The sequence below is a fragment of the Citricoccus alkalitolerans genome (assembly GCF_039528175.1).
GTDB classification, from domain to species: Bacteria; Actinomycetota; Actinomycetes; order Actinomycetales; family Micrococcaceae; genus Citricoccus; species Citricoccus alkalitolerans.
Genome location: NZ_BAAALH010000002.1, coordinates 1,785,381 through 1,800,058, shown reverse-complemented (window position 1 = coordinate 1,800,058; position 14,678 = coordinate 1,785,381). Strand labels below are relative to the sequence as shown.

Below are 14,678 nucleotides of genomic sequence, written 5' to 3'. Positions count from 1 at the left end.
AGACGGCAGGAATACAGTCGAGGTGTGAGAGCGACATCCTCGGGAACCGCATTCGTCTTCGCGGGCGGCGGCGTCCGTGGGGCCGTGCATGTGGGGCAGCTGAGAGCACTGTTCGAGCGTGGCATCACCCCGGACCTGATCGTCGGCACCTCCGTCGGGGCCATCAACGGCGCCGTTGTGGCCCGCGACCCGCACCCGGACGTGGCCCACGAGATGCTTCAGATGTGGCAGACAGACGAGGCCCGGGCCGTCTTCGGCCAGTCGTGGAGCCGCCAGGCCGGCCGGGTGATCCGAGGCCGCACCTACACGCTGTCCGCCAAGCCCCTCGTCGACCTGATCTCCATGCACTTCCCGCCCCACACCCAGATCGAGGACCTCGACCTGCCCTTCGTCACGGTGGCCACCTCGATCGAGCGAGCGGCGGAGCGCTCCTTCGACACGGGGCCGCTGGTGCCGGCCGTCGTCGCCTCGGCCACGGTGCCGGGCCTGCTGCCGCCCGCTGTGATCGATCACGAGCACTACTTCGACGGCGGCCTGGTCGCCTCGGTGCCCCTGGGCCAGGCCATCCGCCGCGGGGCCACGACGATCTACGTGCTCCAGGCCGGCCAGCTCGACAAGCAGATGACGGTCCCCACCACCATGGTGCAGACGCTGAACGTCTACGTGGACATCACCCGCCGGCACAGCTTCACCCACGCCCTGGAGCACGTCCCCGAGGGTGTCACCGTCTACGTGCTGCCCACCGGTGGCAGGCCCAAGGTCCGCGGGCTCAAGGCGCTGATGTCCCTTGAGCACACCGCGGAACGAGCAGAACTGGCCTACCAGGCGACGTCCGTGGAACTCGACCGGATCGCCGGCATGCACCCGGCATAGACGTCTCGTATTCCTCTCCCTCTCACCTCGCTTCCTTTCCACCTCCGCCCCCACTCTCCTCGGGCCGTGACAGTACGGGCCGGGGATGCCACGGTGGAGGGATGCGCAGTCCTGACCTGACCACACCACTGGTGGACCTGGCGGCTACCCATGGCCTCGACCTCGACCCGTCCACGCTGTCCATCAATGAGATGGGCCTCGACTTCCGCGTGGCCCTGGCCACCACGGCGTCCTGCAGCGCCACCAGTCCGAACGGCTCCGCCGGGGAACGCTGGGTCCTCCGAATCCCGCGCCGCCCGGATGCCCTGAGACGAGCCGAGGTCGAATCCCGGGTCCTGGACCTGGTCGGACCGCGACTGTCCGTGGCCGTTCCCCAATGGGGCGTCCAGGCCACCGACCTCATCGCCTATCCGGCCCTGCCCGGAGAACCCGGACTCACCTTGGACCCCGACGGCGCCCCCGTCTGGCACCTCGACATCACTCCGAGCGGTATGCGCGATCCCTCGGGGCGTTCCTGGCCGAACTGCATGCGATCGATCCCGCCGAAGCCGCCGCGGCCGGCGTCGAGGTCCACGACCCGGATGAGGTGAGGACCCGGTGGGCGCAGGACATCGCGCGGGTGGGTGCCGAGTTCGAGGTGTCTCCCGCCCTCCAGGACCGTTGGTCCGCGTGGCTGGCAGAAGACAGTTTCTGGCCGGCGTTCTCGGTCCTGACCCACGGAGAGGTGTACCCGGCCCACACCCTCGTGGTGGACGAGGAGATCACCGCGGTGCTGGATTGGACGACGGCGTCCGTGGGCGATCCCGCCAAGGACTTCGCGATCCACCACTCCGCGGTCTCCCCGGAGGTATTCGCCGCCACGCTGGATGAGTATGTCCGCCGCGGTGGGCGCATCTGGCCCCGGATAGGCGATCACGGGGCGGAGATCATGGCCGCCGGCCCGGTGGCCTATGGATTGTTCGCCCTGCAGTCCGGAGTGCCCGAGCACCGGCAGGCGGCACAGGCCCAGCTCAATCCGGAGGCCGCCGCCGAGTGCTCAACGTGATCCTCAACTGTGTTCCAGGAAGCCGCGAAGGACCTCGACGAACTTCTCCGGCGCCTGGGAATGTACCCAGTGACCCGCCTCGCGGATCGTGACCTTGTGGGTCTTGGGGAACAGGGCCCGCATGGTGGCGGTGTACTCATCGCGGACATAGTCCGAGCGGCCACCGGCCACCCACAGCACGGGGCCCTCAAAGGTGGCCCCGCCGGTGTCCGGGAACCCGCCGATGGCGTCCAGGCTGGTCCGCAGCAGCTCCAGGTTCGGCTCCCACGTGTAGCCGTCCGGCCCGCTGCGCAGGTTCTGCAGCAGGAACAGCCGGGTGGTGTCCCAGGGGATGGGATCCTTCAGCGCCTCGTCGGCGTCGGACCGGCGTTCGATGGCGCTCAGGTCCACGGCGGCCAGGCTGTCCAGCAGGTGTGAGAACTCGCCCTCCGCACCCCCGGCCTGCGTGGGTGCGATGTCCACCACGATGAGCCGGGAGACCAGGTCCGGGTGCCGCAGTGCCAGCACCATGGCCACCTTGCCGCCCAACGAATGCCCGACGACGGCCACGGGCCCGTCTGCGGCGACGCCGGCCCTCAGCGTTTCGGCCACTGAATCGGCCATCTGCCGGTAATCGACCACGTCGGTCCACTCGGACTCGCCGTGGTTGGGCAGGTCCACCAGCAGGCTGAGGTACTCCGGTGCCAGGACTTTGGCGATCCGGGAGAAGTTCTTGCCGCGGCCGAACAGTCCGTGCAGGAAGACGATGCTGTCTCCGGCAGCCTCGGCCTCGCCGATGCGGGTGGTGTGCAGGGTGCTTGCAGGATGGTCAGACACGGTCCGAGCCTAGCCCCGTGGACCCTTCAATAGGCTCCACATTACCGGTCGGTTTATGGTGGAGACCATGTCATCCCTGGAATCCACCGGCGGAAATCCGCCGGTCACGAGCGAGAGCACCATCGAGACCACCACCGAGAAACGGCCGAGCGACAGCAACGCCGACACCGATATTCGGTACAGCACCCGGCTCATCCCGTGGGTTCTGTGGCCCACGCTGATCATCATCGTGCTGTTCGTCGGTGTGACGATCGCCTTCCCCGAGGCCATGGAATCCGGGATCTCTGCCGTCCAGCAGACCGTCATCAGCACCTTCAGCTGGTGGTACCTCATCCTGGCCTTCGGATTCGTGGTGTTCTGCATCTACCTCGGGTTCTCCCGCAAGGGCAACATCAAACTCGGCCGGCCCGAGCACGAACCCGAGTTCTCGACCATGTCCTGGCTGGCTCTGCTCTTCGCGGCCGGCATGGGCATCGGCCTGGTCTTCTACGGCATGACCGAGCCCCTCATCCACTTCGCCACGCCCCGGCCGGGCTTGGAGGCCACGGACCCCTCCACGGGCGCCGCGGCCGAGGACGCCCTCGCGCTGACCTACCTGCATTGGGGCCTGCAGCCCTGGGCCATCTACGCCGTCGTCGGGCTCGCCATCGCGCACGCCATCCACCGGCGCGGACGGCCTCTGTCCATGCGCTGGGCGGTCGAGCCCCTCATCGGGGAGAAGGCGACCCGGGGCGGGTGGGGCCATGCCATCGACAGCTTCGCCCTGATCGGCACCGTGTTCGGCGTTGCCACCTCGCTCGGACTGGGCGTCACCCAGATGGCGGCGGGCCTGCGGTCCATGGGCCTTGTCGGCGAAGGTGACCTCTGGGTCGAGTACGCCATGATCGCCGTCGTCACCGGCTTCGTCATCTGGTCCGTGGTGTCCGGCGTCAACCGCGGGATGAAGTGGCTGTCCAACACCAACATGGTCATCGCCGCCGGCCTGATGCTGTTCCTCCTCATCGTCGGGCCGACCCAATACCTGGCCAAGGAGATGGTCCAGACCTTCGGCCACTACCTGCAGAACTTCATCGGCAACTCCCTCAACTCCTCCGCCTTCTACGGGGCCGAGGGCGATGCCTGGCAGGCCAGCTGGTCCACGTTCTACTGGGCCTGGTGGATGTCCTGGACGCCGTTCGTCGGTGTCTTCATCGCGCGAATCTCCCGCGGCCGCACGGTTCGTGAGTATCTGCTGGGTGTCATCCTGGTGCCCACCCTGATCTCCGTGGTCTGGTTCGGCGTCCTGGGCGGCACGGCCATCTTCTACGAAAACACCAGGCCGGAGTGGTACACCTCGGTGGTCGGCTCCGATGGCTCCGTGGATGTGAATTCGGCACTCTTCCAGGTCCTGGAACAGCTGCCGGGAGGCGCCGTCCTGGTGGTCGGAGCGATCCTGCTCTCGGCGATCTTCTTCGTCACGTCCTCCGACTCCGGATCACTCGTGATGGCCATGATCGCCACCGGCGGCAACCCCGAGCCCCCGAACCGCATCCGGGTGATGTTCGCCGTGGCCACTGCCGTGATGGCCGCAGCCCTGCTGCTGGCCGGCGGACTCTCCGCCATCCAGACACTGGCCATCACCATCGGCCTGCCGTTCACGATCCTCATGGTCCTGATGTGCATCGCCGTCTTCAAGGCGCTCCACGTCAACGTCCAGCGGACCGAGGCCATTCGCCGGATGGCGTTCCTGGCAGACATCTCAGACCGCTTCGGCTTGGAGAGCGACGACGACGCCGTCGATTCCGGGCCCGTCTCGGCCAACACGTGGTGGTCCTCCCTCAGCCGCGAACGGCAACGGGAGATCCACCAACGCGTCGGGCCGCACACCGGGCGGCGCGTCCGCCAGGCGGCCGGCACGGCAGGAGAACCCAGCCAGGACGACAACTCTCAGCCGGACAACACGTCTCAGCCGGACAGCACCTCCGATTCCAGCCGCGCATAGCTGGTCTCCATCCCATCGGCCATGCCGGTGGCGAGGATGGTGTCCCGTAGCGCCTCATCCGGATAGGTGACGAGGAGGGACAGGAGGGTGCCGCCGTCGACCGGTGTGAGCGTCAGCTCATTGGTCGTGGCGGCCTCCTCCTGGCCGATCATGGCCTCGGTGGTGACCGACCGGTGCGGTGCCTCGATCTCGAGGACCGTGCCCGTGAATCCGAAACGGTCCTCCCCGCCCTCGCGCTCCCATTCGTAGCGATAGGTCTCCCCCACCGCTGTGCCGACCTCGCACACCGGCATGGTCCAGCCCTCCGGCCCGAGTTGCCACCTGCGGAGCAACTCGGGGTCATGGTGGGCCTTCCACACCTCGCCGAGGGTGCCGCGGATGACCCGGCTCAGCCGGGCCTGATGATCCCCGATGAGCTGCGTCTTCACGGCTTGTCCGGCAGCGAAGGACTGAAGATCCGCCACCACGGCATCGATCTGGCTCATGGCCGAGAGCGTGCCCTCCTCCATGCCCATCTCGAGGATCTGCTCCAGGTCGGCTGCGGAGTTGAAGTGGGTGGTGTGCACCAATCGAGAGCCCTCCGAGGTCTCCTCGAAGGCGAACACCATGCGCATGACGGGTGATCCGAGGTCCCTGCTTCCGTCTTCCTTGCTGAAGCCGTCCAGGACCTCGAAGGATCGCCCCTCGGTGACGGCGACGAACTCGAACCAGGCAGCTGAGCTCTCGCCGTCCGGACCGGTCATGTAGTACTGCGATTCGCCGCCCGGATACATGTCGTGCCGGGTGAAGGTGGCCGGCCAGTCCACGGGTCCCCAGAACTTCTCGAGCTGACGAGGATCGGCGTAGGCGTCCCAGAGCCGGCGCACGGGGACGGGAAAGTCAGCCACGATGGTCATCGTCATGGCCTGAGGGTCTTTGGAAACGTTGGTGACGGGCATGGTCATGCCTTTCCGATGGGGCTTTCGGGCTCAGGGCCTGGCTCGTCCGACAGCAGGGCGTCGAGGCGTCCGATCCGTTGGCGCCACAGCTGTTCATAGCGGTCCAGCAGCTGTTGGACCTTCCGGACGGTGTCCGGATCCCCGCTGACGAGCCGCTCGCGGCCCTTCTTGTTCTTCTTCACGAGACCCGCCGATTCGAGGACGGAAACGTGCTTCTGGACGGCCGCGAACGACATCTCGTACTCGTCGGCCAGCACGGAGACGGACAGCGGCTCCGTGAGGGTCCGGCTCATGATGTCCCTGCGGGTGGAGTCAGCGAGGGCTTGGAAGATTCGGTCCACCTCGTCCTCATCCAGGTGCCGCCAGGAAACCTCCGTGCCAGACGTGACGTCGGCTGCGCTATGTACAACCATGTGGTTGTACATTAGTGAGTTCAGATGGCCCCGTCAAGGACTTCTGCATCGCTGAACGCGGCGCGGGGCGAGCATCTCACTATCCTGCAGTCAGTCCTGCGGCCAGCCCACCTGAACATTCACTGGTCACTGCCTGACCGCGTTACCCAGGCTCGCTTGCTACGTTGCCCAAGCCATCATCGAAAGGACGGTATTCGCTGTGCCACTCACCACGCGATCCAGTGCACGATTCAGCACGAGCAAGAAGCTCCTGACCAGCGTCGCCCTGGTCGGTTCCCTGTTCGGTCTCGCCGCGTGTGGCGGCGGCGACGCCGGGGGCTCCGCCGAGGCTGACGGCAGCCAGGGCGCCAGCGCCGGGACCTCCCAGCCTGCCTCAGAAGGTGCCCAGGCGGCTCCCGAGGACGCCCAGCCGTCCATGCCGGAACCGGACGTCGAGAATGTCCCGGACGTCGTGGCCACGGTCAACGGCGAGGAGATCACCGGGGAGGAATTCACCGCGGCCTATCAGGCACAGTTCCAGCAGATGGCCATGCAGTCGCAGATGTCCGGCCAGGAGATGAACCAGGACGAGATGAAGAAGCAGCTGGCCGAGTCCCTGGTGGGCACGGAGTTGTTGGTTCAGGACGCAGCGGAGCAGGGCCACTCGGCCAACGAGGAGGACGTCAACGCCTTCCTGGAGGAGACCGCGAAGTCCAGCGGTGTGGCCTCTGTGGACGAGCTGATGGCCACCTTCGAGGAGCAGGGCTATCCCGAGGACCAGGTCCGCGCTGACGCCCAGAAGCAGCTGATGCTGGACAAGTCCATCGCGGAGATGGACATCCCGGAAGCCACTGACGAAGAACTCAAGGAGCTCTACGACTCCTCGATCGCAGCCCAATCCGAGGCCCAGGGAGGCGCGAGCGCCCCGGCCGAAGGCGGCGAAAGCAACCAGCCTGAGACCCCGTCCTTCGAGGAGCTCAAGCCTCAGCTGCAAGAGCAGGTCAAGTCCCAGAAGGAGAACGAGGCCCTGACCCAGAAGATGGAGGAACTCCGCGAGGGAGCCGACGTCGAGGTGAAGCTCTAGTCCGCTCCACCCGCCACGGGGCCCGGTTCAGACCAACGGCCACGGGAACCTCATGCCGGTGGGGTCCACCGGGAGCACCTGCTCCTGAAGCAGGTGCTCCACCCGTTGCTGGAGTGCCGCTGCTTCGAACCTCATGAGGTGTTCAGCCAGTGCCGCAGGCACCTCCGTGGCGAGCGGGGCGACGTCGGCCAAGAGGCCGGCGTCGATCCGTTCACCGGCGAAATCCCAGATCACCGTGCGCAACTTGAACGGTGCGGCAAAGCAGAGCCCGTGGTCGATTCCCCACAGACGACCGTCAGTGCCGTGCAGGACATGTCCGGCCTTCCGGTCAGTGTTGTTGGCCACGAGATCGAAGACGGCCAGGCGCCGCAGCTCGTCGAGATGGGCCGGATCGCCGTCGGCCAATGTGAAGTAGTGCTCGGCTGGGTCATGGTCGATGAACAGCTGCAATGAACCGACGCCGTAGGGACCTTCCTCCCGGATGACGGTCGGCGGGACCACACCCCATCCCAGCGACTCGCTGAGCAGGAAGGCGGCACGCTCACGGTGGTACAGCCCCGGCGGAAAGTCCCTCAGGGGCCTCTCGCCCCACTCCGGCTTGTAGATCGCCCAACACCGCGTTGCGGGTGACGAACCAGACTCGTCGGCGTCCGTGATCACCTCGACGAGAAATGTCTCGTTGCTGCTGTGGGCCAATCGGCCGAGGAGCCGGAGCGAGCCCCGTTCGAGCAGATCGATGTCTCGTTCAGTGCATCGTGCGTCACGCTTTCCATCCCGTCCGCCGATCTCATCCATGACTTCCACCTCCCTCCCGGGACGCCTACGACGCCCTGAGCTGAGCCAGGGTGTCCTGCGTTGAGTTCACGGTGAGCACCACAGGATCTCGTCCGTCTTGGTAAGACAGCGCGGAGACTGAGCAGGGGCCGATACTCAACCGCTGGAACCGATCCAGCGGCGTGCCCATGGCATCGGAAACGGCCACTCTGATGGGGTCCGCGTGGGAGAAACAGACGACCGTCCCACCGTCATGGGCGCGCCGCAGACGTTCCAGGGTGGCCGTCATCCGGTCCCTGATCTCCACGAAGCTCTCCCCCTGGGGGAACCTGAACGCCGAGGGACGTTGCTGCACAGTCTTCCATTCGGGCTGGTGGTACAGATCCGCGAGCAGGGCTCCGGTCCAGTCGCCGAAGTCCCCCTCCAACAACCCGTCGTCCTCCAGAACGCGCACCCCGGTCCGAGCCGACGCCGGGCGCGCCGTTTCGAGGGTTCGTTCAAGGGGTGAGGCGTAGATGGCGTCAAGCGGCAGCACCGCGAGCCGCTCGGCGACCCGGTCCGCCTGCTTTGCTCCGGCCTCTGAGAGATGCAGGCCGGGCGCGCGGCCTGGCAGCACCGTCCCAGTGGTCGGCGTCTGACCGTGCCGAACCAGCAGGATCAGGGTGGTCGGAGCCTCTGGTGGGGGTGACGGCTTATCGTCTCGTGGCATCACGGCAAGCCTAGGTGGGCGGCCCCGGAGCAGTCACGATCTGGGTCTCTGTACGCGCTGGGCTGCCGCCGATAGCGTGAGCATCATGGCCACTGTTCCTGTTCCCTCGCCGCCCACGACCTTTTCGCCATCGGCGTCCTCTCCTGATACGGCCCCGCCATCCATCGGCACCCTCGCCGAACTACGCGCCACCGGCCACGAACTGCGGTCCTTGCGGGAGGAGATCCGCGCCAACCTCTTGGCAGCTCTGGCCGCCGGTCGAAACCCGTGGCCTGGACTGCACGGCTTCGACCGCACAGTCATTCCCCAGCTGGAGAGGGCCCTGATCGCTGGGCACGACGTCGTCCTGCTGGGTGAACGAGGCCAGGGCAAGACCCGGCTGCTGCGGACCCTGAGCGGACTGCTCGACGAATGGTCGCCGGTGATCTCCGGGTCAGAACTCAACGAGCACCCCTATGAGCCCATCACCTCTGAGAGCCGGGCCCGGGCCGCGCGCGACGGCGGCCGCTTGCCCGTGGCGTGGCGGCACCGTTCCGAGCGGTATGTGGAGAAACTCTCTACGCCGGACACCTCCGTGGCTGATCTGATCGGCGACGTGGACCCGATGCGAGTGGCGGAAGGCCGCCGCCTGGGCGACCCGGAGACGATCCACTATGGGTTGGTCCCCCGGTCCAATCGTGGGATCGTCGCCCTCAACGAGTTGCCAGACCTGGCCGAGCGGATTCAGGTGGCCCTCTTGAACGTCATGGAGGAACGGGACATCCAGATCCGGGGTTATGTGCTGCGTCTGCCCCTGGATGTACTGGTGGTCGCCTCCGCCAACCCAGAGGACTACACCAACCGTGGCCGCATCATCACTCCGCTCAAGGACCGCTTCGGAGCAGAGATCCGCACCCACTACCCCCTTGAGCTGGCCCACGAGATCGCGGTGATCCGGCAGGAGGCACGACTGACCGCGGAGGTCCCGGACGTCGTCCTGGAGATCTTGGCCAGATTCACCCGGGCCCTGCGTTCCTCGAGCGCTGTCAATCAGTCCTCGGGAGTCTCGGCCCGCTTTGCCATTGCCGGTGCCGAGACCGTCGCCGCTGCAGCCCGCCATCGGGCGACCGTCCGAGGCGACGAACCGGTGGCACGCCTCGTGGACCTTGAATCCGCTGCGGAGGTGCTCGGTGGCAAAATCGAATTCGAGGCGGGTGAGGAGGGCCGGGAGGACGAGATCCTCGAGCACCTGTTGCGGACCGCGACCGCCCAGACCGTACGCGAACATTTTGCCGGCCTCGACTTCGCACCGCTGGTCGACGCCTTCGATGGGCACCGCACCACCACCGGCGAACGCGTGACAGCGGCCGAGTTCCTGGCTGATCTGCCCGAACTCGAGGACCCGACCTTGTACGACGAGATCGCCCAACGGCTGAGCGCCACGGCCACCCGAGATTCCACCCCGCAGACGGACTCCGGAGGAGACCTCACGGCCGGAGACCCCGACGAAGAGCAGGGACCGGACGCGACTGGGCGAGCCCTCGGGCATCGGGCTGGCGCCATCGAGCTGGCCCTCGAGGGCCTGTACCTCGCCCGTGAGCTCTCCAAGGAGTCCGACGACGGCCAGACCGTCTACGGCTAGAGGTGCCGCTGGCCACCCCACCGCATCGAACCAAATCACGCCGCACCCTGCTGGTCTGCTTCGCCGTCGTTTTCGCCTACGGCGCCTACGCCTTCGCCTTCGCCTTCACCTTCACCTTCACCTTCGTCCGGAAGTCTCTGACCATTCGTGGTGGTGGTGGTGGAGTTACTGGAGCCCGTCCGCCAATAGTGATTGCGACGCGGCGTCTGGGTGGGGTCGTGATAGGGAGCCGGGATGAACCACGGAATCCCATCGACAACCTCGATCTCCCAGGCTCCGGCATGCACGGCATGGTGGTGATGCGAGCAGAGCAGGACTCCGTTGTCCACACTGGTGGGACCGCCGTGTTCCCAGTGCTGGATGTGGTGCGCTTCGCACCACGGGGCATAGATGGAACAGTCCGGTGCCGCGCAGCCGCCGTCTCGGGCCGTGATCGCCCGTCTGAGCTTGCAAGTGAAGAGCCGTTGGGACCGTCCCACGTCCAGCACCTCTCCCTTGCCGCCGAGCACGATCGGAATCACGTCACTGTCACAGGCCAGCTGCCGGATCATGGCCGGGCTCACCGGCCCGGTATAGGCAGCCTGGGAGAGCAGGTGGCTGGTCGCTTCCGGCGGAACGGCGGCTTGATGCTCTCGGAATTGTCCGGCCAGGGTCTGGTAGTCGATCGTCACCAGCACCTGGGGCCGTGACCCACCGCCTGCGTCCGGCCAGTCGGTGCCCATAGTGCCCTCTGCACCGTCCCTCGACCACTGTGTATGCGTCGACGTGAGGGCCATGGCGCCGGTCAGGGCGCTCACCAGTCCATCGAGCCGTTTCTGCGCGAGACTGCGTGGGTCCAGTGCCTTCATCTCCAGGACCTGGTCGGTCCAGGGCTCCGCAACGGTGGCACTTCCCGGGTCAGCCTCACTGTGAGCCGACGTGCCATCCTCGTACCCTGTCAACGCACCGGAGTCGGTTTCTGTACCCGTGCCCTCGTCCTTGCGCGGGTCTTTGCGAGGATTGGTGGCATCGGCGGCGATGGTCTGCAGGACCTCATGCTGGAGATCCGTAGCCATCAGCAGCCACCGATGCAAGTTGGCCTGGCCCCTGCCCTGGTAGAACAACCCTTGAGCTGCGTTGGCCTGGGCTTCCGTCGGTTCCAGACCATCCGGGTTGACCAACGCATCGAAGCGCTGGCGCCAGTGCGAGCAGACCTTTCTCACGGTTTCAGGATCTGACTGGCAGGCATGTCCGACGAGGATCCGCTCCCCTTCCGTGACCAGGTCGTGGACGAGGTCTGGATCGGCACCGGCCAGCCCAGCATCCCGGACAGCCTCAGCCAGGGTTGCCGCCACGGTGTCCACCGAGGCCGAATCCATGGTGGCCTCAGCCACAGCCCGAGCTAGTTCCGGCATTTTCGGAGGGACCACGGCATCGGGTTGCAAGCTGGTCGGGTCGTGGCTGGCCAGCACACACAGCGCCCGCGTCACTCTCTTCTTCGCCTCGACCCGGTGGATGCGCAAGGTCTGCCGGAGATAGTCCGCGCCATTGGGGTACGCAGTCTTGCCCTCCGGTATCCCCAACACTTCACGCCGGGTGGCGTGGAGGTCGAAGACCCGATCCGTATGCCCTGCCAATCCGGTCCGAGCTGAATCGAGCCACCGGGACAGTTCCTCCACCTGAGCCAGAACGATCGGCAAGGACGCCACCGTTGCCTGGCCCTGATGGATGTCAGTACCGGAATCGGTCGCCGTCTCGCCGGGTGTCTCATCGGCACCGTGGACATCCTCGCCGGGTTCCTGATCGGCAACATGGGCATAGAGGCCCCACTGCGCCGACCGATCCACCTCCGGCTCGGCAGCGAAGCGGTCGAGGTACCCCAGCAGGCCACGGTCAGCGGCCCGTACCGCCACCTCCTCCACCAGCACGCCGGCGGCTGCCAGGAGTTCGGTCAGGTCCAGAGAGGACGCGCCGTCCTGATCGATCAACACCGTCCTTGCCACCCCCGTTTGTCCCCAAGCCGGTCCTGCTCATCCATGTCATGCCCGCCGTCCATGTCATGCCCACCATCCATGTCATGCCCGATGACGATTCGTAGGCTTCTCGACAGGTGAGAGACCGTCGATCGATGCCCATCGGATTGACTAGTACACCCATTCGATCACAGTGCCCGGATGTGGTCAGAGGCCTCACCCTTCCCTTGCGGACAACACTCCGAGCAGGGGAGGCCTGTGCAGGAGGCGGCCGCCGCACAGCGACGCCGGCAAGTGGGCGGCAAGCCGTCGGCCACCCCAAGACCACCGCAACGAGTCCGGAAAACCTGGTGGCGCCGGCGTCGGGAAGACGTAGAGTGACGATGGAAGGCTGAGACCCCGCATCAGGGGAAGGAGTCACCGTGAGACACCACCAGTCCTCACGTTACGGCCGCTACGACGGCGGCCCCGATCCACTCGCACCGCCGATCGACCTCTCCGAGGCACTCGACGCCGTGGCCGATGACGTCATGGCCGGATACTCCCCCGCGCAGGCCCTGCGCGAGTTCCTGCGCCGCGGCGGGCGGACGATGGCCGGTCTGGACGAACTCGCCGGCCGCGTCCAGCAGAAGCGTCGGGACCTGCTCAACCGGCACCGCCTGGACGGCACCCTCCAGGAGGCGAAGAAACTGCTGGACGAAGCCGTACTCGAGGAGCGCAAACAGCTGGCCCGCGACATCCGGATGGACGACACCGACCGGGCGTTCCGGGAGATGCAGTTGCAGAACCTCCCTGCCTCCACTGCCGCCGCCGTCACGGAATTGGCTGACTATGACTGGCAGTCGGACACCGCGCGCCGCGCCTTCGAGGAGATCAAGGACCTGCTCGGCCGCGAGCTACTCGACCAGCGGTTCGCCGGCATGAAGAACGCGCTGGAGAATGCCACCGAGCAGGACCGGACGGCCATCGCCGCCATGCTCCGGGACCTCAACGATCTGCTGGACAAGCATGCCCGAGGCGAGGACACCCCCGAGGACTTCCGAAACTTCATGGCCCAGCACGGTGACCAGTTCCCAGAAGATCCGAAAGACATTGACGAGCTGATCGACGCCCTCGCCGAGCGCTCCGCGGCGGCCCAACGCATGCTCCGCTCCATGTCCCCAGAGCAGCGTGAAGAACTGATGGCCCTGTCTGCACAGGCCTTCGGATCGGCGGACCTCCTGGACCAGCTGAACCGTCTCGACGCCAATCTCCAAGGCCTGCGCCCCGGCGAGGACTGGACCGGTGCCGAACAGTTCGACGGCGACCAGGGGCTCGGCCTCGGAGACGGAACCGGGGTCTTCCAAGACCTGGCCGAACTCGATCAGCTCAGCGACCAGCTTTCCCAGTCCGCTCCTGGTTCCACCTTGTCAGACGTGGATGTGGACCGCCTGTCCCGCCAGCTCGGGGACGAGGCCGCCGCCGATGCCAGGACTCTCGAACGACTCGAGAAGGCCCTCAGGGACAGTGGCTTGCTGCAACGCGGCACCGACGGTGACGTGAGACTCTCCCCGAAGGCGGTTCGCAAACTCGGCACCACCCTGCTCAAGGACGCCGCGGGCCGCCTCTCGGGCCGGCAGGGCCAGCGCGATACCCGACTGGCCGGGGCTGCCGGCGAACTCACCGGATCGAGCAGGGCGTGGCAGTACGGGGATGTCGAGCCCTGGGACGTCACCCAGACCGTCACCAACGCGATCAGCCGCATGGTCGCCGAGGGCAGGAATCCCCGGACCGGTCTGCGGATCGAGGTGGCCGACGTCGAGGTCCAGGAGACCGAGGCCCGCACCCAGGCCGCCGTGGCACTCCTGGTGGACACCTCCTTCTCGATGGCGGCCGAGGGGCGCTGGGTGCCCATGAAGCGCACCGCGCTGGCCCTGCACCACCTCGTCGCGACCCGCTTCCGCGGCGACCAGCTGCAACTCGTGCAGTTCGGCCGCTACGCCCAGCGAGTGGACATCGACGAGCTCACCGCCCTGCCGCCCATGCGCGAACAGGGCACCAATCTGCACCACGGGCTGATGCTCGCCACCCGATTCTTCCGCCAGCACCCCACCTTGCAGCCGGTGCTCCTCGTCGTCACCGACGGCGAACCGACCGCGCATCTCCTGCACCACGGCGGTTCCGGCCCCGAGGCCTGGTTCTCCTACCCGCCCGACCGCGAAACGTTGCGCGCCACCATCGCCGAACTCGACCGCGTCGGCCGGCTCGGTGCTGAGACCACCTTCTTCCGGTTGGGATCCGACCCGGGGCTGGTGGACTTCCTCGCCGCCATGGCCCGCCGGGTGGACGGCCGCGTGGTGGCACCGGAGACGGAAGACCTGGGTGCCGCCGTCGTGGGCGAATTCCTCCGCACGCGCTCGCATCCCTCAGACCGGTCTGGTCCAGACTGGAGGGACTGACTGAGTCACCGGGCGGCGAGCGGACTGCCTGGCTGCCAGGCTGGCACCCCACCCC

At 66.8% G+C, this 14,678-nt stretch carries 13 protein-coding genes; 7 read left to right on the top strand and 6 right to left on the bottom strand.

Features of this window, described 5'->3' with window-relative positions:
- The first annotated feature begins 24 nt into the window (after positions 1-24).
- The 3 genes from ABD134_RS14175 to ABD134_RS14165 all read left to right on the top strand — a co-directional run bounded on the left by ABD134_RS14175 (position 25) and on the right by ABD134_RS14165 (position 1,918).
- The gene (locus ABD134_RS14175; protein WP_344230498.1) at positions 25-873 is read left to right on the top strand and encodes a patatin-like phospholipase family protein; all 849 of its coding nucleotides are present in this window, start codon (positions 25-27) and stop codon (positions 871-873) included.
- Positions 874-974: 101 nt separating this feature from the next.
- Positions 975-1,463, top strand: coding sequence for a protein kinase family protein (locus ABD134_RS14170; protein WP_344230949.1), 489 nt, complete (start codon positions 975-977; stop codon positions 1,461-1,463).
- Complete coding sequence (locus ABD134_RS14165; RefSeq protein WP_344230927.1) at positions 1,388-1,918, top strand: phosphotransferase; 531 nt, start codon at positions 1,388-1,390, stop codon at positions 1,916-1,918. The genes ABD134_RS14170 and ABD134_RS14165 overlap by 76 nt, the downstream gene beginning before the upstream one ends.
- A gap of 3 nt (positions 1,919-1,921) precedes the next feature.
- Here ABD134_RS14165 and ABD134_RS14160 read toward each other — a convergent pair whose 3' ends face one another.
- A complete protein-coding gene (locus tag ABD134_RS14160) occupies positions 1,922-2,734 on the bottom strand; it encodes an alpha/beta fold hydrolase (RefSeq protein ID WP_344230496.1) in 813 nt (270 codons plus the stop codon).
- Between the two features lie 67 nt (positions 2,735-2,801).
- Here ABD134_RS14160 and ABD134_RS14155 point away from each other — a divergent pair, with 67 nt between their 5' ends.
- Positions 2,802-4,715, top strand: coding sequence for a BCCT family transporter (locus tag ABD134_RS14155; protein WP_344230494.1), 1,914 nt, complete (start codon positions 2,802-2,804; stop codon positions 4,713-4,715).
- Here the strand turns inward: ABD134_RS14155 and ABD134_RS14150 are convergent.
- Both ABD134_RS14150 and ABD134_RS14145 read right to left on the bottom strand, forming a co-directional pair.
- Entirely contained in the window at positions 4,679-5,617 is a 939-nt protein-coding gene (locus tag ABD134_RS14150; protein ID WP_344230492.1) for an SRPBCC family protein, read from the bottom strand. The genes ABD134_RS14155 and ABD134_RS14150 overlap by 37 nt on opposite strands.
- Positions 5,618-5,655: 38 nt before the next feature.
- Positions 5,656-6,066, bottom strand: coding sequence for an ArsR/SmtB family transcription factor (locus ABD134_RS14145; protein WP_344230490.1), 411 nt, complete (start codon positions 6,064-6,066; stop codon positions 5,656-5,658).
- Positions 6,067-6,265: 199 nt separating this feature from the next.
- Here ABD134_RS14145 and ABD134_RS14140 point away from each other — a divergent pair, with 199 nt between their 5' ends.
- On the top strand, positions 6,266-7,129 hold the full coding sequence (locus tag ABD134_RS14140) for a SurA N-terminal domain-containing protein (protein ID WP_344230488.1): 864 nt from the start codon (positions 6,266-6,268) through the stop codon (positions 7,127-7,129).
- A gap of 27 nt (positions 7,130-7,156) precedes the next feature.
- Here ABD134_RS14140 and ABD134_RS14135 read toward each other — a convergent pair whose 3' ends face one another.
- A complete protein-coding gene (locus ABD134_RS14135; protein ID WP_344230486.1) occupies positions 7,157-7,924 on the bottom strand; it encodes an SCO1664 family protein in 768 nt (255 codons plus the stop codon).
- Positions 7,925-7,949: 25 nt separating this feature from the next.
- Positions 7,950-8,612, bottom strand: coding sequence for a histidine phosphatase family protein (locus tag ABD134_RS14130; protein ID WP_344230484.1), 663 nt, complete (start codon positions 8,610-8,612; stop codon positions 7,950-7,952).
- A gap of 85 nt (positions 8,613-8,697) precedes the next feature.
- On the opposite strand from ABD134_RS14130, the gene ABD134_RS14125 reads away from it, so the two are divergent.
- The gene (locus ABD134_RS14125; RefSeq protein ID WP_344230482.1) at positions 8,698-10,233 is read left to right on the top strand and encodes a sigma 54-interacting transcriptional regulator; all 1,536 of its coding nucleotides are present in this window, start codon (positions 8,698-8,700) and stop codon (positions 10,231-10,233) included.
- A 35-nt stretch (positions 10,234-10,268) separates the two neighbouring features.
- On the opposite strand, the gene ABD134_RS14120 is transcribed toward ABD134_RS14125, so the two are convergent.
- Positions 10,269-12,200: an HNH endonuclease signature motif containing protein gene (locus ABD134_RS14120; RefSeq protein ID WP_344230480.1), complete on the bottom strand. Its 1,932-nt coding sequence runs from the start codon at positions 12,198-12,200 to the stop codon at positions 10,269-10,271.
- Positions 12,201-12,607: 407 nt separating this feature from the next.
- Here ABD134_RS14120 and ABD134_RS14115 point away from each other — a divergent pair, with 407 nt between their 5' ends.
- Positions 12,608-14,623: a vWA domain-containing protein gene (locus tag ABD134_RS14115; RefSeq protein WP_344230478.1), complete on the top strand. Its 2,016-nt coding sequence runs from the start codon at positions 12,608-12,610 to the stop codon at positions 14,621-14,623.
- Positions 14,624-14,678 lie beyond the last annotated feature (55 nt).